The 22,480-nt window shown below is 64.5% G+C and carries 20 protein-coding genes, 1 tRNA gene and 1 pseudogene; 16 read left to right on the top strand and 6 right to left on the bottom strand.

All coding sequences use genetic code 11. The features are described from left to right. The first annotated feature begins 16 nt into the window (after nt 1-16). On the top strand, nt 17-1,561 hold the full coding sequence (locus AC5WEY_RS16895; protein ID WP_495646763.1) for a carboxylesterase/lipase family protein: 1,545 nt from the start codon (nt 17-19) through the stop codon (nt 1,559-1,561). Here AC5WEY_RS16895 and AC5WEY_RS16890 read toward each other — a convergent pair. Then, a complete protein-coding gene (locus AC5WEY_RS16890) occupies nt 1,554-2,420 on the bottom strand; it encodes an Fpg/Nei family DNA glycosylase (RefSeq protein WP_495646762.1) in 867 nt (288 codons plus the stop codon). The two genes, AC5WEY_RS16895 and AC5WEY_RS16890, sit on opposite strands and share 8 nt — an antisense overlap. Before the next feature lie 29 nt (nt 2,421-2,449). Between AC5WEY_RS16890 and AC5WEY_RS16885 the strand changes: the two genes are divergently transcribed. Genes AC5WEY_RS16885 through AC5WEY_RS16875 form a run of 3 tightly spaced genes read left to right on the top strand, consistent with a single transcriptional unit; the run spans nt 2,450 to nt 4,137 of the window. Then, nucleotides 2,450-3,250 carry a thymidylate synthase gene (locus tag AC5WEY_RS16885; protein WP_495646915.1) on the top strand — a complete coding sequence of 267 codons (801 nt, stop codon included), beginning with the start codon at nt 2,450-2,452 and terminating at the stop codon, nt 3,248-3,250. Further along, nucleotides 3,247-3,756, top strand: coding sequence for a dihydrofolate reductase (locus AC5WEY_RS16880; protein WP_495646761.1), 510 nt, complete (start codon nt 3,247-3,249; stop codon nt 3,754-3,756). The genes AC5WEY_RS16885 and AC5WEY_RS16880 overlap by 4 nt, the downstream gene beginning before the upstream one ends. Before the next feature lie 54 nt (nt 3,757-3,810). After that, on the top strand, nt 3,811-4,137 hold the full coding sequence (locus tag AC5WEY_RS16875) for a cupin domain-containing protein (protein ID WP_495646760.1): 327 nt from the start codon (nt 3,811-3,813) through the stop codon (nt 4,135-4,137). Here AC5WEY_RS16875 and AC5WEY_RS16870 read toward each other — a convergent pair. Both AC5WEY_RS16870 and AC5WEY_RS16865 read right to left on the bottom strand, forming a co-directional pair. Then, nucleotides 4,130-4,990, bottom strand: coding sequence for a universal stress protein (locus tag AC5WEY_RS16870; protein WP_495646759.1), 861 nt, complete (start codon nt 4,988-4,990; stop codon nt 4,130-4,132). The genes AC5WEY_RS16875 and AC5WEY_RS16870 overlap by 8 nt on opposite strands. Nucleotides 4,991-5,088: 98 nt before the next feature. Then, nucleotides 5,089-5,994, bottom strand: a complete 906-nt coding sequence (locus AC5WEY_RS16865) for an acyl-ACP desaturase (RefSeq protein WP_495646758.1) — start codon at nt 5,992-5,994, stop codon at nt 5,089-5,091. Nucleotides 5,995-6,354: 360 nt separating this feature from the next. On the opposite strand from AC5WEY_RS16865, the gene AC5WEY_RS16860 reads away from it, so the two are divergent. From AC5WEY_RS16860 to AC5WEY_RS16805, 12 genes and pseudogenes are all read left to right on the top strand, one after another. After that, complete coding sequence (locus AC5WEY_RS16860; RefSeq protein ID WP_495646757.1) at nt 6,355-7,554, top strand: PucR family transcriptional regulator; 1,200 nt, start codon at nt 6,355-6,357, stop codon at nt 7,552-7,554. An 87-nt stretch (nt 7,555-7,641) separates the two neighbouring features. Beyond that, nucleotides 7,642-8,343, top strand: coding sequence for an ABC transporter ATP-binding protein (locus AC5WEY_RS16855; RefSeq protein ID WP_495646914.1), 702 nt, complete (start codon nt 7,642-7,644; stop codon nt 8,341-8,343). A 50-nt stretch (nt 8,344-8,393) separates the two neighbouring features. Continuing rightward, nucleotides 8,394-10,811 carry an ABC transporter permease gene (locus tag AC5WEY_RS16850; RefSeq protein ID WP_495646756.1) on the top strand — a complete coding sequence of 806 codons (2,418 nt, stop codon included), beginning with the start codon at nt 8,394-8,396 and terminating at the stop codon, nt 10,809-10,811. Nucleotides 10,812-10,974: 163 nt separating this feature from the next. Beyond that, complete coding sequence (locus tag AC5WEY_RS16845; RefSeq protein ID WP_495646755.1) at nt 10,975-11,601, top strand: isochorismatase family protein; 627 nt, start codon at nt 10,975-10,977, stop codon at nt 11,599-11,601. Between the two features lie 114 nt (nt 11,602-11,715). Further along, nucleotides 11,716-11,791 (top strand) — tRNA-Arg (locus AC5WEY_RS16840). 75 nt (nt 11,792-11,866) lie between these two features. Then, nucleotides 11,867-12,019 carry a hypothetical protein gene (locus AC5WEY_RS16835; RefSeq protein WP_495646754.1) on the top strand — a complete coding sequence of 51 codons (153 nt, stop codon included), beginning with the start codon at nt 11,867-11,869 and terminating at the stop codon, nt 12,017-12,019. 20 nt (nt 12,020-12,039) lie between these two features. Next, nucleotides 12,040-12,336, top strand: coding sequence for a hypothetical protein (locus AC5WEY_RS16830; RefSeq protein WP_495646753.1), 297 nt, complete (start codon nt 12,040-12,042; stop codon nt 12,334-12,336). Between the two features lie 32 nt (nt 12,337-12,368). Next, the gene (locus tag AC5WEY_RS16825) at nt 12,369-12,614 is read left to right on the top strand and encodes a CPBP family intramembrane glutamic endopeptidase (RefSeq protein ID WP_495646752.1); all 246 of its coding nucleotides are present in this window, start codon (nt 12,369-12,371) and stop codon (nt 12,612-12,614) included. Nucleotides 12,615-12,731: 117 nt separating this feature from the next. Next, nucleotides 12,732-14,043 (top strand): annotated as a pseudogene (locus AC5WEY_RS16820) (HNH endonuclease). A 222-nt stretch (nt 14,044-14,265) separates the two neighbouring features. Beyond that, complete coding sequence (locus tag AC5WEY_RS16815) at nt 14,266-15,669, top strand: DEAD/DEAH box helicase (protein WP_057479224.1); 1,404 nt, start codon at nt 14,266-14,268, stop codon at nt 15,667-15,669. A 153-nt stretch (nt 15,670-15,822) separates the two neighbouring features. Next, on the top strand, nt 15,823-17,856 hold the full coding sequence (locus AC5WEY_RS16810; protein WP_495646751.1) for an ABC transporter ATP-binding protein: 2,034 nt from the start codon (nt 15,823-15,825) through the stop codon (nt 17,854-17,856). After that, on the top strand, nt 17,853-18,590 hold the full coding sequence (locus tag AC5WEY_RS16805) for an energy-coupling factor transporter transmembrane component T family protein (RefSeq protein ID WP_495646750.1): 738 nt from the start codon (nt 17,853-17,855) through the stop codon (nt 18,588-18,590). Before AC5WEY_RS16810 ends, AC5WEY_RS16805 begins: the two co-directional genes overlap by 4 nt. 1 nt (nt 18,591) lies before the next feature. Here AC5WEY_RS16805 and AC5WEY_RS16800 read toward each other — a convergent pair whose 3' ends face one another. The 3 genes from AC5WEY_RS16800 to AC5WEY_RS16790 form a co-directional block, all read right to left on the bottom strand. Next, entirely contained in the window at nt 18,592-20,199 is a 1,608-nt protein-coding gene (locus AC5WEY_RS16800) for a VWA domain-containing protein (RefSeq protein WP_495646749.1), read from the bottom strand. 149 nt (nt 20,200-20,348) lie between these two features. Continuing rightward, the gene (locus AC5WEY_RS16795; protein WP_495646748.1) at nt 20,349-21,980 is read right to left on the bottom strand and encodes a substrate-binding domain-containing protein; all 1,632 of its coding nucleotides are present in this window, start codon (nt 21,978-21,980) and stop codon (nt 20,349-20,351) included. A gap of 20 nt (nt 21,981-22,000) precedes the next feature. Next, nucleotides 22,001-22,432, bottom strand: a complete 432-nt coding sequence (locus AC5WEY_RS16790; protein WP_032377358.1) for a type II toxin-antitoxin system Rv0910 family toxin — start codon at nt 22,430-22,432, stop codon at nt 22,001-22,003. Nucleotides 22,433-22,480: the final 48 nt, after the last annotated feature.

Below are 22,480 nucleotides of genomic sequence, written 5' to 3'. Positions count from 1 at the left end.
TCAGTACACTCGCGACATGGCTGTGACGACACGCGTGACCACCTCCGACGGCATCATCGAGGGAAAGCCCGTCGGTGACCTCACCACCTGGCGAGGCATTCCCTACGCCGCCCCACCCGTCGGCCCACTGCGTTTCCGGGCGCCGCAACCCACCGAACCGTGGGACGGCGTGCGCGACGCCACCGAGTGGGGCAATGCCTCCGTTCAGCACAAGCGAGGCACGATGCTCGCGATCGGCAAGTACCAGCCGTCCAGCGAGGACTGCCTGACGCTCAATGTGCTCGCCCCCAGCGCACCGAGCGCGAACCCGCGTCCGGTCATGGTGTTCATCCATGGCGGCGCGTACACCCTCGGCACGTCGGCCACTCCCTTGTACGGCGGCGGCTCACTGGTGCGCCGCTCACTGAAGGACGGCGACGGCATCATATACGTCTCGGTCAACTACCGACTCGGCGCTCTCGGCTACCTCGACATGTCCCAGTTCTCCACTCCGGAGCGGCCGTTCGACTCCAACCTGGGCTTGCGAGATCAGGTAGCCGCTCTGGAATGGGTGCAGCGCAATATCGCCGAGTTCGGCGGCGATCCGAGCAACGTCACCGTTTTCGGTGAGTCTGCCGGCGGCAACGCCGTCACCACCCTGATGACGGCTCCCTCGGCCAAAGGCCTTTTCGCTCAGGCCATTTCCGAGAGTTCCGCTCCCGGCATGACCGCCACCAAGGAGCGCGCCGATCAATGGGCGCGTGAATACGTCGGCTACCTCGGCGGCACCGTCGAGAACGCTGCCGAGACCCTCGAGAACGCCGAGGTACTACGGCTCGGACGCGCGGGAACCAAGCTGGGTCTCACCACGTTGCACCGCACTCCGGGCCTGCTCCCGTTCGGCCCGGTGATCGACGGCGACTTCCTACCGATCAGCCCGGTCGAGGCGTATGCGAACGGGACCGCGCACCGCGTGCCGCTGATCATCGGTACCAATGCCCGTGAGGGAACGCTGTTTCCGAAGTTTCTCGACGCGTTGCCCACCAATCCGGAGCGCATCACCAAGCTGTTCTCACTCACCGATCCCGACGCCGAAGCGGTGGTCACTTCGGGCTACCGGGGCTACCCGAACGAGCGTGCCGCCATCGACTTCGGCGGCGACTTCACCTTCTGGAAGCCGTCACTGGAAGTGGCCGAAGGACATTCGCGTCACGCACCGACGTACTTCTACCGATTCGACTTCGCGCCGCGATCGATGAAGCTGCTCGGATTGGACGCCACCCACGGCTTCGAGTTGTTCGCCGTGTTCGGCATCAGTGAGACATTGTTCGGTAAGGCGCTCACCCTGGCCGGCGGACGCAAGGCGTTCTCCGAGGTCACCGAGCAGGTGCAATCGCACTGGATTGCGTTCGCCACCAACGGAAAGCCGTTGGAGTCGTGGCCGGCGTACGACGAAGGCGACCGAAAGACACTGATCTTCGACACCCGTACTCGGGTGCAGAAGGATCCACGGAGCGACCGCCGCAAGGCGTGGGAAGGCTACCGCGGCTACGCCAGCCAGAAACTCGAACCCGTCACTTGAGCAGACGTGACATTCGACGGTCGGCAAGAATTTTGCCGGCCGTCTGGCAGGTGGCGCAGTACTGAAACGATCGATCGACGTACGCGACTTCGCGTACCGGATCTCCGCACACCGGGCACGGCAGCCCAGTTCTGGCGTGCACCCGCATGCCAGATCGCTTCTCCCCCTTCAGCCGCGCCGCATCCTGCCCGGCCGAGCGGGCCACCGCGTCGGACAGCACCGAGCGCATCGACGCGTAAAGCGTCGCGACGGATTCGGGATCGAGCTTGCTCGACGACGCGAACGGCGAGAGCTTCGCTACGTGCAATATCTCGTCCGAGTACGCGTTGCCGATGCCGGCCAACAGAGACTGGTCCACCAACGAGGTCTTCAGTCGCGCGGTGGTGCCGGCGAGAATCTCGGCGAACTCGAGCTCGGTGACCGTCAGCGCATCGGGTCCGAGGCGAGCGACGCTCGCCACCTGCGCAGGGTCACGGACCACCCAGACCGCCAATCGCTTCTTGGTACCGGCTTCGGTCAGGTCGATGGCGGGCGTCGCTCCCTCGGGAGTGAAGAAGTGGATCCGCAGCGCCAACGGACCTTTGCCGGGCTTGGGCGGCGCGGCGCTGGGATTGTCCACCCACCGCAGCCAACCGCCGCGCGAGAGATGCGTGATCAACCACAGGTCGCCGGCCCGCAGTGCCAGGTGTTTACCGAAACGCGCGGCATCGGTGACGTCCCGGCCCTGCAGTTCGGTGATCGGCGGATCGAATGTCTTGAGAACACTCAGCGCGGCGATGTCGATGCGGCCGATGACCGCACCGACGGCATGTTCGCGCAGGAAGCCGGCAAGGGCTTCGACCTCGGGCAATTCCGGCATGAAACCAGTATGCAGCTACGATGACCGTCGTGATGGTTCCGACTCCGTACGAAGATCTGCTGCACCGCATCATCGACGCCGGGACGGCCAAGTCCGACCGCACCGGAACCGGCACCACCAGCGTGTTCGGGCATCAGATGCGCTTCGATCTGGCAGCGGGCTTCCCGTTGATCACCACCAAGAAGGTCCATCTGAAATCGATCGTGTACGAATTGCTGTGGTTCCTGCGCGGCGACTCCAACGCCACCTGGCTGCAGGAGCACGGCGTGAGCATCTGGGACGAATGGGCAGCTCCGGACGGCGAGCTCGGCCCCGTCTACGGAGTGCAGTGGCGGTCGTGGCCCACCCCGTCGGGTGAGCACATCGACCAGATCAGCCAGGTCATCGAGACCTTGAAGACCGATCCGGATTCGCGGCGCATGATCGTCTCGGCCTGGAACGTCGGCGAGATCCCGCGGATGGCGCTTCCGCCCTGCCACGCGTTCTTCCAGTTCTACGTGGCCGACGGCAGACTGTCCTGCCAGCTGTACCAACGCAGCGCAGACATGTTCCTCGGTGTGCCGTTCAACATCGCCAGCTACGCACTGCTCACACACATGGTGGCGGCCCAGACGGGCCTGGAAGTAGGCGAATTCGTGTGGACCGGCGGTGACTGCCACATCTACGACAACCACCGCGAACAGGTTACCGAGCAGCTCTCCCGCGAGCCGTATCCGTACCCCACTCTGAAACTGGCACAACGAGATTCGATATTCGACTACACCTTCGAGGACATCGAGATAGTGGACTATCAGCACCATCCGGCAATCAAGGCTCCGGTCGCAGTGTGACTGCCCCGCAATTCGTCGGTCTGATCTGGGCTCAGAGCCGGGCCGGGGTCATCGGCGACGGGGGTGGCATCCCCTGGCGCATTCCCGAGGACATGGCGCACTTCAAAGCAACGACGGCCGAGCACCCGGTGATCATGGGCCGCAAGACCTGGGATTCGTTGCCGGCGAAGTTCCGCCCGCTGCCGGGCCGTCGCAACATCGTGGTCACCCGTAACGCGTCGTGGACCGCCGACGGTGCCGAATGCGCACCGAGTGTTGCCGACGCTGTGGCCCTGACGAGCGGAAGCCCGGTGTGGGTCATCGGCGGCGGTGAAATCTATCGCAGTGCACTGAGTATCGCGACGCACCTCGAAGTCACCGAGGTCGATCTCGACATCTCCGGCGATACCGTCGCCCCTGAGATTCCGGACGGGTGGATCGCGAAGGCCGGCGAGTGGCAGAGCAGCAGAGCGGACGAGACTCGGTTTCGCTTCGTCGAGTACGGACAGGCTACCCAACCTTCCTGAGCGCGTTCAGGATTCCCCCGTCGCGACCGCAGACCGTACGTCATACTGACGATCATGGACAAGAAGTCACTCACCGCACTTGCCCGCCAACAACTCAAGCTCGCCGTCGGTGCGTCGAGTGGCCGCAGTTCGCAGACGGTGTACGGCGGTCACCGACGCCACCTGAGGCAGACTGTCGTGGCGTTGGCCGCCGGTAACAAGATGGCCGAACACGACCTGTCCGGCGAGTCGACGGTGCTGGTCCTGAGCGGAAAGCTCGAGCTGATCAGCGGCGAGCGATCCTGGAAGGGCTCGACCGGCGATCTGCTCGTCATCCCCGACGCTCGCCACAGCGTCGAGGCCCTCGAAGACGTGAGCTTTTTGCTGACCGTCGCTATGTGAGTGCTTTTCGCACTACCAGCACTGGGCAGTCCGCAGTGTTAACCAGTGCAAAACTCGTGGACCCCAGCAGCATTCCTCCGAATCCGCCGCGTCCCCGGTTGCCCACCACTATCAATGCCGCGGTTTCGGACAGGCCACTGAGAACCCGTACCGGTCGGTCCTGCGCCACGATGCGCTGCACCTCGACCTCGGGGAACCGCTCCTGCCAGCCGGCGAGGCTCTCGGCCAGCAGTGCCTCTTCGCCGTCGGCAATGGCGTGCCAATCCTTGGGCGCGCGGCCGAACGATTGCGTCAGGTCCACATCGGACCACACATGTACTGCGATCAATACGGCATCGCGCGCCGACGCTTCGACGAACGCCGACTCGACGGCAGCCTGATTGACGTCCGATCCATCGATTCCGACGACGACCGGGCCCTCGGCGACCGGACGACCGTCGATGTCACGGCCCCGCACCACGGCCACCGGTGAGACGCTGTGAGCTGCCAAAGACAATGTGACAGCGCCGGTTTCGCTGGCACCGATCACCAGAATCTCGGCCTGCGCCGAGACGCCGATGAGAACGTCCATGACGCCGCCCTCGATGGCGCTCGACGTCACCTCGAACGCGGGATCGTCGACGACCAGCGCGGCCAGGGTCTCTGCCGCCACCAACCTGGACTTGGCCGTGGCAACGAATTCCGTTGCTTCTCCGGCGAATTCGCTCAGATCGACAACGCCCGGCATGTCGACGGCGGTGACGATGTGCAACCGCCGATCGCGTCGGTGCGCGCACAAGGCCGCCCAGATCACTGCCTTGTCCGCCGCGGCGGATCCGTCGATGCCGACGATGATCGGTCGAGAGCCTGTCACGATGGGGGCCTCCGGTCGTTGCCCCGAACACGAGGTGTGGAGCGTGAAGAAGAGTAGGAGTTCAGGTTAGTCGATCCACCCCGTCGAGGTAAGTGGTCTCAGCTGGCGCGCAATGCGTTTGCGTACTCCTGCGTTCGTACAGAGCTGCGTTCGATGGTGGCGGCCTGGGCATCGAGATGGTCAAGATAGTCCGCCAGGTGATCGCGACTGCGGGCCCCGGCACCGAGATCTGTCCGCTCGAAGATGCGCCACTGGGCCAACATGGGCCGCAGTACCTCGTCGAGATGGCGTGCAAGGTCGTAGATTCCGTCGCGCGCGATGAGCATTGCACTGCGAGCGAAACCGGGGAGGTTGGTACCCGGTAGCTGGAAGTTCATGACGACCTCGGTGATAGCGGTGACCGTCAGGCCCGGTGCCACGGTGAGCGCTGCCGAGACCAAGTTCGTGAAGAATCGGACGTGCAGTTCCTGATCGGCGACGATGCGTCCGAGGAGACGATCCGCCACCGGATCATGGCACTGGTCCGCGGTGTTGCGATGACTGATAGTCGAGACCGACTCGTCGAGGACCACCTGAACCAGTGACCGAAGCAGGTGTGCACCGTTCATGGGGGCGTCGAACCCCACCGTCATACATTGCGCTCGAGCTCGTCCGAGGGCGACCGGATCGACGCTGCGGGTGGCGACCAGGTAATCGGTGAGGGCCACCGAGTGCCGACGTCGTTCGCTACTCCAGTCGGTGAGCCAGGACGGCCAGGCACCGATCTCGGTTGCCACTGCATCTCGGCGGTAGAGCGGAATGTTCTGCTCGACCAGAAGATTGGTCACCAACGCGGCTTTGGCAGTTTCGGTCAGCGGCGAGGGACGCGATCCCCAGTACATCTCGGCACGCACGAAATCGGCCGGTACCCACTGAACCGACTCGACGCGGTGACGGGCGAGATTTTCCTCGATCGTCGGGCGCAACTCCCGGAGGACAGTGAACTGACCGATATCACTGTGCATGCTCGTCCCTTCGTTGCCCACTTCCGACGGGATCAAGGTAGATGTGCGCCGCGTATGCCGTGAACAGCTTCCCGATTGTTTAGGGCAAGTCGCAGGCGGCCACGTCGGTCGCTCGAGATAGATCACAACGAGTTTTGCCGAAACCATGGATCACACGTAGATAACAACCTATGATCGATCCTGTTAGAGGCCAGGAAACAAACTTTAAGTACGAAAACGGCGCGGTTTCAGGTTCGATTGTTTACATTGAGCCATCGAATCGCGTTGATACGCGCCAATGAGTTTGCAGTCCGCATGACCTGAAGAATCAACACGAAGGGTTGATCTGTGACCGTTCACAACTCGACTAGCCTCGGAATCATGGTCGCGGGTCAGCCTGCGTCGGCTCCTCTTCGCGACTTCCGCGCGGTGGCGCGGCTCCTGGTAGGACACTTCGCAGCCAACACTCCCTGCGGGTCGTTGCCAGGCGAACAGCTCCACGGCGACGTCACCGAATTCACCGTCAAATGCATCAGCATCGCGGTCCAGATGCTCGACGAACGCCGCGCCCCGGCGGAATCCGACCTGGCCGAGCTTCGAGCCAAGGCCAGCCAGTGGGCTCGCGAAGGAGTTCCGCTCGAATCCGTGCTCAGCGTCTACCACGAGGGCATCCAGATCGGCTGGAATCTCGTGTCGAAGCGAGCAGGTGAGGGCGATGCAGCGCAGCTGATCGAAGCCGCGCGCATGTTCGTGCTGCTGTCGGAGAAGGTGTCCATCGCCGCCAGCAAAAGCTATGTGGAAGAACTGCAGGCCGTGGCCAGCGAACACCACACTGCAGCGCACACTCTGGTCACGTCACTTCTCAGCGGCCACAACGCGGTGTCGATGGCACGTCAGTCCGGCATCGAACTCGCCGACAGTTACCTCGTGCTCGCCATCTCGGTGCCGCCGCACCCGGACGAGAACGACCCCAACATCCAGAAGACGGTCGCCGCACGCAGAAAGCTGCGTCGTGTCCAGGCCGAACTGGCCACGATCTGCGGCCGCACTCCCCTGTCCTTGCTGAGCACCGAGGGTGGCACCGTCCTGATCCCCGGCGTCCACGACGACGAGTGGGTCGAGGCGCTGGTGCATCGCATCGGTACCGCCGCCGAGGTGCCCGTCACCGTCACGGCCGAGCAGGCCGCCACCGGGGACATCCCCACCGCGGCCGATCAGGTACACGAGCTGCTCTCCTTGGCCCATCAACTGCATCGACCGTCCGGCCTGTACCGCATGGACGACCTCGTGCTGGAGTACCAGCTGACGCGTCCGGGCCCCGGCCGACGCCACCTGACTCAGATACTCGAGCCGCTCGATTCGTCACCCGAGCTGCTCGAAACCCTGGAGATCCATATCTCGCACGATCTGAACCGGCAGCGGTCTGCTCGCCAGCTCCATCTGCACACCAACACCGTCGACTACCGCCTCAAGCGGATCGCACAGCTCACCGGCTTCGACCCCACACGTCCGTCCGGAATCCGACACCTGCAGGCCGCGCTGGTGGCCCGCCGACTCGAATCCTCGCGCGGCGCAGCTTGATCTGAGAGTTCCGACCGGTTTCTCGATCCGACGGCAGGTAGCGTCGAAGATACATTCGAGAAGCAAGGGGATTCGTCCGTGGCGAAGTTGATGCTGGAGTTGTCCGGGGTGGTCAAGGAGTACCCCACCGGAGAGCAACCGGTGCGGGCGTTGGACGGCATCGATCTCACGATCGAGGGCGGCCAGTTCGTCTCGCTCGTCGCACCGTCCGGTGCCGGTAAGTCGACGCTGCTGCACATGCTCGGCGCACTCGACACCCCGACGTCGGGTTCCATCAGGTTCAACGACGTCGAAGTCACCACCCTCGACGACAACGCTCAATCCGATTTCCGACGCCACCAGGTGGGCTTCGTCTTCCAGTTCTTCAACCTGTTGCCGACGATGTCGGCGTGGGAGAACGTCGCCGTCCCCAAGTTGTTGGACGGCACTCCCATCAAGAAGGCCAAGTCCGACGCGATGCGACTGCTCGAGATGGTCGGGCTCTCGCAACGCTCCGAGCACCGGCCGGCGCAGCTGTCCGGTGGTCAGATCCAACGCATTGCAATCGCCCGAGCTTTGATGATGAATCCGGCACTGTTGATCGCCGACGAACCCACCGGCAATCTCGACTCGAAGACCTCCCACAACATCCTCGAAATACTGGCGGACGTCGCACACGCCAGCGAGGGACGTCGCGCAGTGGTGATGGCGACCCACGATCTGGAGGCGGCGCGCTCCACCGACCGCATCGTCAGCATGATCGACGGTCGCGTCGAGACCGACGCGCCGACGGCCGGTCTCGATCGGTGATCGGTACCGCTCTCAGCAGATTTCGAGTCATCAGCCTTCGCGACCTCCGCATGCACTGGGTGCGTTCGCTCGTCTCGGCGGGTGTCGTGGCCGTCGCCGCCGGGCTGCTCATCGCCGTCCTCGGCACCTACGGGTCGTTGACCGGATCCGTCGAACGTCTCGCGGTGACGATCGCAGGAAACGCGAGCTACGAAGTCGTCGGTGTCACCGACTCCGGCTTCGACCAGAGCGAACTCGACGTGGTGCGCTCGGTTCCCGGTGTCGACACCGCGGTTCCCCTGCTGCGCAGCACCGTTCGATCCGACGTCGGAGACCTGACGGTCCTCGGTGTCGACTCGTCCATCACGGCACTGCAGTCGGATCTGCAGGGCGCGGTCGGCAATGCGGCAGGACTGTTGTCCGATCCTTCCGGTGTACTGGTCGGTGCCGCAACGGGTCTGAACCAGGGAGACACCGTCACGATCGATGACGTTCCGACGGCGGTGGTCGGCGTGATCGACGGCCCCGGCACGCAACGCATCGGTGGGGGCATGTTCGCGGTTGCGCTCCTTCCCGCTGCGCAGGCACTCACCGATCGCCCCGATCAGCTCGATTCGATCTTCGTCCTGGGCAACGGCGACACACTGCGTTCCGACCTCGACGCCGCACTCGCCGGCCGAGTGTCGGTGATGAGCCCCGACTTCCGGGCCGACCGCGCGAACCAGGCAATGAGTCTGACGCGCAATGCCACGCTCATGGTCTCGCTCATCGCGTTCGTCGTCGCGGCCTTCCTCGTCTTCAACGTCATGAACATGGCCATCGCGAAGCGTCGACCCACCATTTCTCTCCTGCGAGCCGTTGGTGGACGGCGCGCGGACATTGTCCGCGACCTGTTGTTCGAGTCCGTTCTGGTCGGACTGGTCGGCGGTGCCGTCGGTGTTCCACTCGGAATCGCGATGGGCCGCATTGCCATCGAGAGCCTTCCACCGTTCCTGTCGCAGGCATTCGACGCTCGAATCGAGTACGTGTTGCCCGGTTTTGCCATTCCCGTGGCGATCGCAGCGTGCGTACTGGCCTGCGTCGGAGCCTCGGCCGTCGCTGCGGTGCAGGTGTATCGCATCTCGCCGATCGAGGCACTCGCCGTCGGCGGCGGTGAAACGGCAGGCGGACCACGTCGCAGATTCGTTGCCGCTGCCACCGCGTTCGGCATCGTCGCCATTGCCGGATCGTTCGTGTTCGCCGTCAACGTCGACGGCCAACTCACCCTCGGGGCCGGAGCGCTGTTCATGTTCGGCGTCGTTGCGCTGTGCGTCGGGGGGACGGGACCGATCGTGTCGGCCACGGCGGCCGTCCCTCGCCGCTGGGGTGGTGCCGGCCGGCTGGCCACGGCCACCATCGAACGTGCCCCGCGACGGATCTGGGCAACGGTCATGACGATCGTGATTGCGGTGGGAGTCAGTGTCGGAGTGTCGGGTTCGTTGACCAACATGACCGACTCGGCGGCCGAATCGCTGTCGTCGTTGGCGAACACCGACCTGTACGTGTCGATGTCCTCGCCCGACGCCATACCGTCGGGCCCCATCGTTCCTACGGAAGTGGCAGACGCCGTCCGTTCGACTTCCGGTGTCTCTCGCGTCGTCGAGGGGCAGTGGGCATACGCGACGATCGACGGCGAGACGGTATCCATCCAGGGCGTCGCCGACGGCAGCAATGCGGTGACGCTCGCATCGCTCACCGACACCGTGCGGTCCCAGGTGCTCGCCGGTGACGGTGTGGTGCTGTCCCAGGGGTTCGGCAGAACCTTGGGTGTATCGGTGGGCGACTACATCGATCTGCCGACGCCGACGGGCGTGAAGAACGTGCGAGTGCTGGATCTGGTCCAGTACATCAATGCCGCGGGCGGCACGATGGCAATCTCGTTGGACTCGATGCAGAGCTGGTACGACCGACCCGGTGCGACCTATCTGGAGGTCAGCGTCGACGGAGACGTTGCGGCCGTTGAGGATTCGTTGCGTTCGACCCTGCCGCCCGAGGTCTTCGTGTACACCGGCGCTGCCGCACTCGAGGGCACCAGTGCTGCCATCAGACAGTCCGGTGCCCTGGCCATCGCGTTGCAGTGGATCGTCGCGCTCGTCGCCGCGGTCGCGTTGCTGAACACGTTGACGCTGTCGGTCCTGGAGCGTCGACGCGAACTCGGCGTACTGCGAGCCATGGGCGGTGGACGGGGAACCTTGGCACGAATGGTGTTGGCGGAGGCCCTGTCGGTCGGCATCGTGGGCGGTGTGCTCGGCCTACTCATCGGCGCGGGTCTCCAATACCTGAGCACCCTGATCCTCGGGGCCAGCATTGGAATCCCGGTTGCCTACACCGCCGGTTGGTCGGTGCTGCTGTACGGCCTCGTCGCCCTGGGCCTGTCGCTGCTGGGCTCGGCTCCGCCCGCGGTGCACGCCTCGCGACTGAACATCGTGGAGGCCATTGCGGCGGACTAGGTTGTGGGCGGGGTCGGGCGGGGCCTCAGGATTTCGCGGGGCCTCAGGATTTCGCAAACGCGCGCGCGTTTGCCAAGTGCGAGCGGAATGGTCAGCGGACGGATAGCAAGACTGCGCGCGCCTAGCGAATGCACGCGCGTTCGTGGGAGGGAAGGGTTGTCGGATGGCTACATTCAGCGTCGCAGTAGAGGATTACGACGTCGAGCGGCTGCGCGACTGCGTGGGAGGTCCCGAGTGGGAGCTACAGCCCGAACGTGCCGCGGTTCTGATCCACGACATGCAGCCGTACTACCTGAACGTGCTCGACGACTCCGTCCGCTCGAATGTGTGTGCGGCGGCATCGAAGGTGGTCGCGTGGGCTCGATCGAGTGGGGTCCCCATTCTGGCGAGTGGTCCGCGGGCGGCGAGTGCCCTCGAGCAGCGCGGACTGCTGGGACCGATGTGGGGGTTGGGCCCAAACGCCGAGGAGGTAGTGATCACCGAGCCGGACTTCGTTCCGATCGCAAAGCGAAGTTACAGCGCCTTCTACGCCACCGATCTGGAGGTCGAACTGCGCCGACGCGGCCGTGACCAGCTGATCGTCGTGGGCGTGTTCGCGTCGGCGGGAATTTTGGCGACGACGTTCGACGCTTTCGCCCGCGATATTCAGTGCTTCGTCGGCGTCGAAGCGATTGCCGATTACACCGCTCACCAGCACCGCACCGCATTGAAGCTGATTGCGTCACTGACCGGTCGAGTGGCGTCGATTCAGAACCTGCTTCCCGATCCGCGGGGTGGGCCGCTAGACTAGCGAGCGCGATGTGGGTCGGCTGTGCACTCTGGCAGCAAACCTATCCGCAACCGATTGTTCCGAAGATCGAAAAGTGTTGCGCTGCAGCAGTTTACGATCGACGGACAGTTACCAGCCTTCGTAGCTCAGGGGATAGAGCAACCCTCTCCTAAAGGGTAGGTCGCAGGTTCGAATCCTGCCGAGGGCACCACAGAGCGTTGCAAGACTCCCATGATGCCCTGATGCGGCACTTGCGGAGGCGAGCGTATGGCGAAATAGTGCAGGTGTGGACCACTCCCCTGACGAGAATGCGCCACTCGTCCACGTGAACCACAAGAGGTTCCCGCGCTTCACCGACTCGCCACTGCCTACACCCACCGTGGGCGACGTCGCGTTGGCCGTCGTCAGCGGGTTCGGGGAACGGCGATCGGCGGACTGATCGGGGCCGTGGCGGGGTTCATGATCGGCGGGGTCGCCGAGGCAGCTTTGCTCGCCATGGTTCTGGCCGGCATTATCGGATGCGCCGGCCTCTATTTCGCATTGATCCGTCGACGTCGATGGTCGTTGTCGGACTTGGGCTTTCGATCCCCCGCGCACAGCCTCCTCCATCTTCAGTGGCAGGTTCCACTCCTGATGCTCGTCGCCGTGCTGGCCACGGCCGGAATTGGCGCACTCCTCGACGTCGCACCGGACGGCAACCAGAACGCGACGCAGTCGAAATCGGACCGGCCTCGATCATCGCGGTCCTCGTGCTGATTGCGGGCGTCGTTCCCTTGATCGAGGAGATAGTGTTTCGCAGGATTCTGCTCGATTGGCTCAGGTCCAAGATGCCGACAGCGGTCAGTGCTGCGCTCGTCACCATCGTCTTCGCACTGTGCCACATTGCACCGCCGGCGATGCTGTACATCCTCTTCCTGGGCACCGGCCTTGTTGCACTACGTCTCTGGTACCGATCGTTGTGGGCTCCGCTGATCCTGCACGCATTCAACAACGCCGTTGTCAGCTCCATCGCCATCGCCGTAGTAGTCACCTGACGTCCGAAGTAGGTCTTGCGAACCATCGAATTCACCCGTACTATCGAACATACATTCGAGTGGGGGGAACTCGTGGTCACAGCTTTCAAAAATTTGCCGCTAACACCTGACGAGGTGATGCGCTTCGTCGCGCGTCTTCAGTCATCCGAATTCGATGCCGACGCAGCAGCAGGCATCGATTTGATCTCCGCTCTCGAGACGGTCAAGTGCGTCAGCGTGGCAACGCAAGCCGTGGTGACCGATGCCGTCGCGACAGCCATCAGCAACGAACGCAAAGAGCTCGGCAAACCGAAAGCTCAGTGGCGCAGTGGGATTGCGTCACAGATCAGTCTTGCCCGACGCGAATCACCGAACCGCGGGGGCACTCACCTCGGACTCGCTCGCGCGCTGGTGCACGAAATGCCGCACACTCTCGCGCGACTGAAAGCCGGCGAACTCAACGAATGGCGGGTCATGATTCTCGCTCGCGAGACCGCATGCCTCACCGTCGACGATCGCCGCACCATCGACGAACGACTCTGCGCAGACCCCGCGACATTGGCCGGTGCCGGCGACCGCACCATCGAGGGTCGCGCTCGCGCACTTGCCAACGAACTCGACGCCGCCTCCCAGGTGAAGCGACGCGCCAAGGCCTACGCAGCCAGGCGCACCAGCACCCGTCCAGCACCTGAGTCGATGGGCTTCTTCACTGTCCTCACATCGATGGAGAAGTCCGTCTGCATGTGGGCGACACTGCGACGAGATGCCGACACCATCATTCAACGCAGGTGGCGACACACGCACCCGCGACCAGATCATGGCCGACCTCGTGTTCGAGCGAGTCACCGGCGCGTCGGCAGCCCAAGGCCCGCCGGTGACCGTCGACATCGTCATCTCCGACTCGACACTGCTCGCCGGTGGTTCCACGTCCGCATATCTACACGGCTACGGCGAAATCCCGTCCGATGTCGCACGGCAACTGATTCGAGACACACTCGACGGCGCACAAGGTAATGAGACGCACGTCGCATTACGTCGCCTCTATGCCCATCCGAAATCCGGAGCGCTGACGGCAGTGGAGTCCACGTCGCGAGGTTTCCCCACCGCGTTGGGACGCCTCATCGACCTCCGAGATCGCACCTGCCGCACCCCGTGGTGCGACGCGCCGATCCGACACCACGATCACATCCGGCCACACTCCGCGGGTGGTAAAACCAGCGCCGAGAACGGCGCAGGCCTTTGTGCCGCATGCAATTACGCGAAAGAAGGGGAAGGCTGGACGGCCGAAGCGCTGCGAGACAAACGCAACGCGCGGCATCGATACAGGCTCATCTCACCCACGGGGCACACCTATGACTCGAGCGCCCCGCCCATGCCGGTGGTCGAGCTCTACAACTCGCGAATCGAGAACGTGATGATCACGGGTCTCTTCGACGACGGCGCCGCGTGACGAACCTGCGCGGGAAGAGACCGAGCCACAACTCGGTTACACTCGGTGACGACGCGCGTAGCTGCACGTCAGACGTCGTGGAATGCTCCCGAATCACCATGTGCACCCCGCACAGGCTTCTCTTACGGCGATCGAAACTGCCCACCGGCAGTCTCGCCACCTTGCATCTCGGCCCAAGGCCCGCAGGTGCAACACCCTGCCCGAAAGGCACTTTTCATCACTATGACGACCCCACAAACATTTGCTGCACTCGGTGTACCCCAGGCCATCGCGGATGTACTCGCGAGCCAGGGCAAGACCGAAGCATTCCCCATCCAGGCCGATACGCTCCCCGACACACTGCAGGGACGCGACGTGCTCGGACGCGGAAAGACCGGCAGCGGAAAGACACTCGCCTTCGCGATCCCGATGGTCGCTCGGCTCGCAGGCCAGCTTCCCGGCAATCGCAAGCCCGGCCGCCCGCGTGGCCTGATCCTCGCGCCGACGCGTGAGCTCGCCACCCAGATCGCCGTCGCAATCGAGCCCCTCGCCGCCGCGTACTCGCTGAAGGTCACCACGATCTTCGGCGGTGTGTCGCAGGTTCGCCAGGTCTCCGCGCTCAAAGGTGGAGTCGACATCGTCGTCGCCTGCCCCGGTCGCCTCGAAGACCTGATGAAGCAGCGCCACCTCACGCTCGACGGCGTTCAGATCACCGTCCTCGACGAGGCCGATCACATGGCCGATCTGGGCTTCCTGCCTGTCGTCACCCGCATCCTCGCCGCCACCCCGGACAAGGGTCAGCGCATGCTGTTCTCGGCGACACTGGACAACGGCGTCGACAAGCTGGTCAAGCGCTTCCTGCACAACCAGATCACGCACTCCGTCGACGAGGCCACCTCCCACGTCGAGGCCATGACGCACAGTGTCTTCGAGGTCGACGGCGTCGAAGCCAAGAAGAAGCTCGTCCATCAGCTCGCCTCGGGAACCGGACGACGCATCCTGTTCATGCGCACCAAGCACCAGGCCCGCAAGCTGGCCAAGCAGCTCACCGACGCCGGAATCCCGTCCGTCGACCTGCACGGCAACCTCTCGCAGGCCGCACGCGACCGCAACCTTGCAGCCTTCTCCTCCGGCCAGGCTCGCGTTCTGGTCGCCACCGACGTCGCAGCCCGCGGCGTCCACGTCGACGACGTTCAGCTCGTCGTCCACGTCGACCCGCCCGCCGAGCACAAGGCGTACCTGCACCGCTCCGGCCGCACGGCGCGCGCCGGCAGTGCGGGCGACGTCGTGACCGTCGTACTGCCCGAGCAGCGCAAGGACACCGCAGTGCTGCTGCGCAAGGCAGACATCAAGGTCACCCCGATCCGCGTCACCGCCGATTCGCCCGCAGTGGCGAACCTCGTGGGCGAGCAGGCCCGCTACGTCGAGCCTGCACCGCGAGTCGAGCAGGCACCCGCCCGCACCGGAGCCCCGCGCAACAGCAACGCACGACGCGGCGGCCCGGCCCGCTCGGGTGGTCAGCCGCGCAGTGGTGGTCAGCCGCGCAGCGGTGGCGGACAGCCCCGTTCCGGAGGACAGCCGCGTAGCGGTGGCGGCGGCCACAGCCGTCGTGCAGCAGGTCCGGCTACGAGCCAGCGCAGCCGCTGATTCACCCTGAGCGCGGAAAGCCCTTTTTACCAGGGCTTTCCGCGCTTTCCTGTTTCATGCTCACCACAGCAGCAACCGCACAGAGGCCGGCCGCCCCAAACCACGGAAGTCACGCCGAACAGTGTGCCTCAGTCGAGCTGGCACACTGGAGCGGTGACCGTCAGTTCTTCTCGCACTCCGAAGTCAGGGCCCCTCGGTCCTCAGGAATTGGCGACCGCCGCGGTCATGAGCAGCTTCACAGTCGCATTGACGGTGATCGGTGTGCTCGTGCCGATGGCAGCGATCCTTCAGGTCGTCGCGGCCGTTCCGATGTCGGTGGTCGCACTTCGGTATCGGACCCGCGCGCTTCTCACCGCTGCGGTAGCAGGCACCCTCGTCGGATTCGTCGCTGCCGGTACTCAGACGGCACTCACCGTGGCCAGCGCGGCGCTGTTGGGCGGCCTGGTCGGGCGAGCGAAGCGCAAGAAGCAAGGCCTGTTCGGTGTACTGGTCACCTCGATGGTCGTCGGGCCCGCACTGGGAGCCCTCACGGTATTGCTGCTCCTGATCCTCGTTCCGCTACGAACGTTGTTCCTCGACACCCTTCGCAACACCCTCGAGGGCGTGTCCAGGTTGCTCGAGCGCACGTCGGCCTTGCAGGGTGCCGCCGATGTGCTCCGCAGCAGCTCCACCGCGGTGCTCGACAACTGGTGGTGGTGGGTCGGCGGTTCGATCGCGTTCGGGATCGTCACCGGAACACTGTTCGCCTGGCTGATTCTCACCGCCATCCTCGACCGTCTCTCCACCATCCCCACCCCCGAAGCTCTTGTCTCGAGCACCGACGACGACGAGATCGGGCCGTTGCCGGTCACCCTCGCCTCGGTCGGTTATCGGTACCCGGGAAGCGCCACAGCTGCATTGACCGGAGTCGACCTACACATCGAACACGGTGAGTTCGTCGCGATCGTCGGTCACAACGGCTCCGGCAAATCGACCCTGACGAGGATCATCGCCGGCCTCGAACCATCCGAAGGCACCGTCAGCAGGCCCGGCGCAACCGGTCTCGGCCGATACGGTGGCACCGCCATGGTCATGCAGCGACCCGAGAGCCAGATCCTCGGTACTCGCGTCGCCGACGACGTTGTGTGGGGTCTACCGCCCGGCGACTCCCGGCCCGACGTCGAGGCAATGCTCGTCGAGGTGGGTCTCGGCGGCATGGGTGCCCGTGACACCGCATCCCTGTCCGGCGGCGAGATGCAGCGCCTGGCCGTGGCCGCAGCGTTGGCCCGCCGTCCTGCCCTGCTCATCGCCGATGAGGCAACTGCCATGATCGACGCGTCCGGACGCGAGCATCTGGTCTCACTCCTCGCCGAACTACCTCGCAGACATGGCATGTCGGTCGTGCTCGTCACCCATCATGTCGCGGAAACCGTTGCCGCCGATCGCGTGGTGCACTTGCACGAGGGGTATCAGGTGCAGCACGACTCGGCGTGGATGCAACCGAGCACCGTCAATTCTGCTGTACTGCACGATAATTCGAGCGAGCGTCTACTCGAAGTGGCCGACGTCCAGCACACCTACAACCGTCGCACTCCCTGGGCTCAGGTCGCACTGAACGGGATCGACATCACCGTCAAGCGTGGTGAAGGAGTTCTCGTTCTCGGGGGAAACGGTTCGGGCAAGTCCACTCTCGCCTGGATCATGGCCGGACTCACCGGCCCGACGAAGGGCACCGCGCAGCTCGACGGCAAGGCCATGACCTCCCGGGTGGGCGACGTCGGACTGGCATTTCAGCATTCGCGCCTGCAATTGCAGCGCCGCACCGTCTCCGAGGACATCGCCGCCGCAGCTGGGCCCGAAACAGGTTCTGCCACAGTCGCAGCCGCGATGGACGCAGTTGGTCTCGACAGGTCTTTGGCTGCCCGCGAGATCGATTCGCTCAGCGGTGGGCAGATGCGTCGCGTCGTGCTGGCCGGGCTGATTGCGCGCCGGCCGCGCGTGCTCGTTCTCGATGAGCCTCTGGCCGGTCTCGATCCACCCGGACGCGAGGACATCATCGGCGTACTCGCCGGACTGCGTGCACGCGGCGTCGCGATCGTGGTGATCTCACACGATGTGGACGGCATGGACACCGTCTGCAGCCGCACCATCACGATGTCCGACGGCCACATCGTCTCCGATTCGATCCTGGGGAGTGTGCCCTCGTGACCACCGTCGTGCTGCGTCAAGTCCCCCGGTTCTCACCGATCCATCGCCTGTGGGCCGGCACCAAACTTGTCGTCGTTCTGCTCCTCAGCGTCACTCTGGTGGTGGCACCGACGTGGCCTGCGCTCGGAATCGTGTTCGGGCTCTTGGTGATCGCGGGGATCGTCGCGCACATTCCGATCACGGCGCTCCCGCGCCCACCATGGTGGATCTGGGCGTTGTTCGGCGTCGGTGCCTTGATCAATCTGCCGATCGGTGGCGCAGCAGTGGTGCTGTATCTGCGTGCGACGCTCTTCGTCTTCGTGTTGCTCGGTGCCTCGATGATGATCGGCTGGACCACCTCGATGAGTGACATAGCCCCGGCCGTATCGAAACTTGGTGCCCCGCTGAAGAAGCTGAAACTGCCGGTCGACGAGTGGGCGATCGCCGTGGCGTTGAGCCTGCGGTCGCTTCCGTTGCTGATCGAAGAGATGCGCACCCTCAACGCGGCCCGACGCCTGCGCCCCAAGCCCGTGGTCAACAGCGCCTCGGACAATTCGCTGGTCGACATCGTCACGACGGTCATGTCGGTAGCCATCCGACGAGCCGACGAGATGGGTACGGCGATCACTGCTCGCGGCGGCACCGGAATGATCACCGCGACCGACTCGCGCTTCAAGGCCTCGGATGCAGTGACGCTGACCCTGGTGACTCTCGCGTGCGCCGCAGCGATTGCAATCAGCTTCCTGTGGGGCTGAACTACTCCCCTGCGAGGCGCTCGGTGCGCGAGTTCAGTGCCTTGACGAACACATCGGGGATGTCGCGCGGATCCTCGGCGACGTAACTCGTTCCACCCGTGACGGCCGAAATCTGCTGCAGCGCAACGGGGTCTGCGTCACTGGTGACACCGACGGTCACGATGACGATGGGACGCACCGGATCTTGCTCCTTCTGCAGCGCTGCCAGCAGTTGATCGAGGGTGATGCTGCCGTTGTCTTCGTTGGCTCCGTCGGTCAGGATGATGACACTGTTGACGTAGTTGGGGTCGTAGCCCTCCTTGACCCGCCGGAACGCGGCCAAGGTCGTGTCGTACAGACCAGTGCCGCCACCGACAAGCCTGGGCAGGCCACGAATGGCGTCGAGAATGGCCTGACGTTGCGGCTTACCGTCGAACGTGTTGCTCACCGGGCCGAGTGGCACCAGTTCTCGGTAATCCTGTTGGCCGCCCCCGAGTCCGATGGAAAAAGCCCACAGACCCATCTGCGTCTGGTCACTGAACAAATCGTTCGCACCGACCGACGCGTCGACCGTCAACGCGATACGCGTCGAGTCACCCGACGTCGCGGCCATCGAACCCGATACGTCCTCGACGACAAGGGTGCGCAACGGCAGCGCGAGTACGGCCCAGTCGCGCAGTGTCGTCTCGATGGACAGGGGGTTCTTGATCTCAAGCGAGGCCACGGATCCGACGCCCTCGCCGTCGGGCAGCGGGGTGCCGCTCGCGGTACGGAAGCCGGCCGCGACCAATGTGTCGGTGGCCGACTGCGTGGCCAGAACCGAGGCCAACGCGGCTCCGGCTTTCTTGACGCGGTCGTAGTCCGGGCCGGCCGGAGTGGTTACCGCCAACGGGTAGTTGAGGAAATAACTGCCGGTCGGTGGAACCGACTCGGTGAGCTCCGCGCCCGGGTTGTCTGCCTCATAGGCGAGCAAAGCCTGTTCGGTGGCCACGCTGCTACCGCCCTCGGTGGCCACCTCGGCGACGAGATCGGGAGTGTCGTGCGGCTTGTCGGCAATTCTCCCGAAGTCCTGCGCCATCGGCACCAGAGCTGCGGACACGGCCTTGGCGTCCGAGATCGCGACCTCGGACTCGGCGAGCGCACCCAGAATGGCCGCATTCGACGCACTGCTGGTGAGGGGGTCTCCGATACGTTGCCCCGGGAGCTGCAACACACTGAGCCAGGTGTCGGTGACCGGCACTGCGTCGGACTTCGAAACCAGGACCGGCACCGTGTTCGCGACGGACGTCTTGGCCAGCTCGGGCAGGGCACCGGTCGAGCGAAGGGTCTTGAGTAGCCACAACGTCGAATCGGGGATCCACAGGTCCGGGCGGTTCTCCGTGCCCGCGATCTCCGTCGCGGTATCGGTGGGACGCTCGGAACGGATATCGAAGTTCACACACCCGCGGTCGACCTCGCCGGCCTGGGAGACGATCTGCTGCACCGGCTCGGCGATGGAGGTGTCCACTGCCAGCGACACCGTGTCGAGGGAATCACAGGACTCCGCACCGGCCGCTCGGACGGCCTGTACGCCGAACCAACCGCCCACCGCGACGACCACCACCGCGAGCGCAGCAGCACCCCACGTCACGACAGGACTGAACCTACGACTACTGCCGCTGTGACGTCCCGACATCGACTTCGCCCCCTACATCAATCCCCGACACCCCTCTGCGCCGCGGTTGTTCCGCGCTTCCCGAGGTGACGGACAGCACGCGGCGCACAGCATAGCCGCTCCCGTCAGCGACCGGAACGACTTCTCAGCGCGTTGACGAAAACGTTGGGGATTTCGGCCGGATTGCGTGCGATGAAGCTGGTACCACCGGTGGCGGCCGAAATCTGCTGCAGCACACCGGCATCGGCGTCGTCGGTGATACCGATGGTGACGATGACGACAGGCTTGGACGGGTCCTGCTCGGCGCGCAGGGTCGACAACAGCTCGTCGAGCGAGATGCTGACGGGATCCTCGTTGGCACCGTCGGTGAGAATGATGACGCTGTTGACTGCATCGGGATCGTACCCCTCCTGCACGGTGCGGAACGCCGCCAGCGTTGTGTCGTAGAGGCCCGTACCGCCCCCGACCAGCGACGGAAGAGTTCGAGTCTGCTGCAGCAGCACCTCACGTTGGGTGGTGTTGCCGACTTTCTCGTCCATCCGCCGGATCGGTGCCAGCTCTTTGTAATCCTGGCTGCCACCGCCGAGTCCGATAGAGAACGCCCACAATCCCATCGACGCATTGTCGGGGAACAGGCGATTGCCGGTCTCGCTGGCCTGCACCGTCATGGCAATGCGCGTGTTTGCACCTGCGCTGTAGTTCATGGATCCGGAGACGTCCTCCATCACCAACGCCCGCGAGGGCAGCGCCAACACCTGATATTGCTTCAGCGTCGACTCGGCGGCCTGCTGATCAGCAATTGTCAGGGTCGACACCTCGCCGATCCCACGACCGGAATCCAACACCGCATTGTCTGCTCCTCGGAACCCGGCCTCGGACAACGCCTGTTGGCCCTGCTCGGATTCGATGGCCGAGGCCAGAGCGGTACCCACGGACTTCGCGGCCTCGTGTCGGTCCTCACCAGGCTCGGTCACGGCCAACGGAAAGTTCAGGAAGACGCTGCCCGTGGGCGGCACCGTCGCGCCCAGCTCCAGGTTCTTCTCGTTCTGGTACGCCAAGTAGGTCTGCTCCGAGACCACCGCGACTCCGCCGTCGGCGACCACGTCGTCCAGACGAACCGTCGGATCGGCCTCTCCGCGAGTGGCGGCCTGAGCCTGCGCGACGGGAACGAGCGCCGCCGAGACCGAGTCGAGGGCTTTCTCGTCCGATCCGGCCTCGGCCACCGCGCCCAGGATCGCCGCGTCGGACATGGTGTTGGTCAACGGGTTTCCGATACGCAGGCCTTCGAGTTTCAAGGCAGTGAGCCACGTGTCGAAGAACGGCACCTCGTCTTTGCGGGCTGCGAGCACCGCGGGGGTGCTGGCCACCGACTGACTCGCGAGGTCGATCAGCGCGGCAGTCGATCGCACGGTCTTACCGATCCACAAGGACGAATCCGGAATCCAGAGCGAGGGAGCATCGACACCCTTGGCCACCGCGGCCGAGACCTGACCCGATTCGCTCGCGGTCACCTCGATACGAGCGCAATCGAGATCCTCGGCGGATGTGCCGTCGACGATCTTCTGCAGCACCGGCGCAATCGCGGGGTCCGCGGCCAGCGAGTAGGACGAGGAGTCGCCGCACTCGCTGCCGAAGACCTTCTGAGCCCCGAACACTCCGCCTCCGACGACAAGAAGCAGGACGACGGCAACGACGACGTACTTGGCGAACCCTCTGCTGCTCGTCGCGGACGACGGCGCGCTGTGCCTACCAGGCATGCATCTCCACTCCTACACCGTCAGGCGTAGATCTTGACGAACGTCTTCAGCGAGTTCTCGATGTCGCCCTTGAGTGCACGGGCGACGCCGGAACCGATCGGACCGAACAGCGGTGCACCGCCCAGGTTGATGTCGATGGTGATCTCGGAACCGTCGCCCTTGGATTTCACGGACATGTTCAGACCGATCTTCACACCGCCCTTGCCGTTGCCCTTGAGCTCGAGCTTCTTGGGCGGATCGTAAGACTCGATCTTCCAGGAAACCCGGTTACGCATGCCTTTCACGCTGGCGATGGAGTCCAAGGTGGTGCCGACGGCCAGCTGCTCGGGCAGCTCGCCGCGCCACGCTTCGTGGATGGAGAGCCACTGCTCGTACCCGGACAGATCGGACGCGTGCTCCCACGTCTGCTCGGGGGTCAGTGGGACGTCGAGGGAAACCTTCAGCTTGGCCACAGCAGGGATGGTAACCGCTGAACGAGAAGTGCCCGTGTGAGGCCTTGC

The sequence above is a fragment of the Rhodococcoides sp. S146-33 genome (assembly GCF_059489205.1).
This window is presented reverse-complemented; position numbering and strand designations above follow the sequence as displayed.

What these genes read in the sequence shown, in the direction of transcription:
- AC5WEY_RS16895 (WP_495646763.1), top strand. Translation starts at nt 17, where the DNA reads ATGGCTGTGACGACACGCGTGACCACCTCCGACGGCATCATCGAGGGA.
- AC5WEY_RS16890 (WP_495646762.1), bottom strand. Translation starts at nt 2,420, where the DNA reads ATGCCGGAATTGCCCGAGGTCGAAGCCCTTGCCGGCTTCCTGCGCGAA.
- AC5WEY_RS16875 (WP_495646760.1), top strand. Translation starts at nt 3,811, where the DNA reads ATGGACAAGAAGTCACTCACCGCACTTGCCCGCCAACAACTCAAGCTC.
- AC5WEY_RS16865 (WP_495646758.1), bottom strand. Translation starts at nt 5,994, where the DNA reads ATGCACAGTGATATCGGTCAGTTCACTGTCCTCCGGGAGTTGCGCCCG.
- AC5WEY_RS16860 (WP_495646757.1), top strand. Translation starts at nt 6,355, where the DNA reads ATGGTCGCGGGTCAGCCTGCGTCGGCTCCTCTTCGCGACTTCCGCGCG.
- AC5WEY_RS16850 (WP_495646756.1), top strand. Translation starts at nt 8,394, where the DNA reads ATGCACTGGGTGCGTTCGCTCGTCTCGGCGGGTGTCGTGGCCGTCGCC.
- AC5WEY_RS16845 (WP_495646755.1), top strand. Translation starts at nt 10,975, where the DNA reads ATGGCTACATTCAGCGTCGCAGTAGAGGATTACGACGTCGAGCGGCTG.
- AC5WEY_RS16830 (WP_495646753.1), top strand. Translation starts at nt 12,040, where the DNA reads ATGATCGGCGGGGTCGCCGAGGCAGCTTTGCTCGCCATGGTTCTGGCC.
- AC5WEY_RS16815 (WP_057479224.1), top strand. Translation starts at nt 14,266, where the DNA reads ATGACGACCCCACAAACATTTGCTGCACTCGGTGTACCCCAGGCCATC.
- AC5WEY_RS16795 (WP_495646748.1), bottom strand. Translation starts at nt 21,980, where the DNA reads ATGCCTGGTAGGCACAGCGCGCCGTCGTCCGCGACGAGCAGCAGAGGG.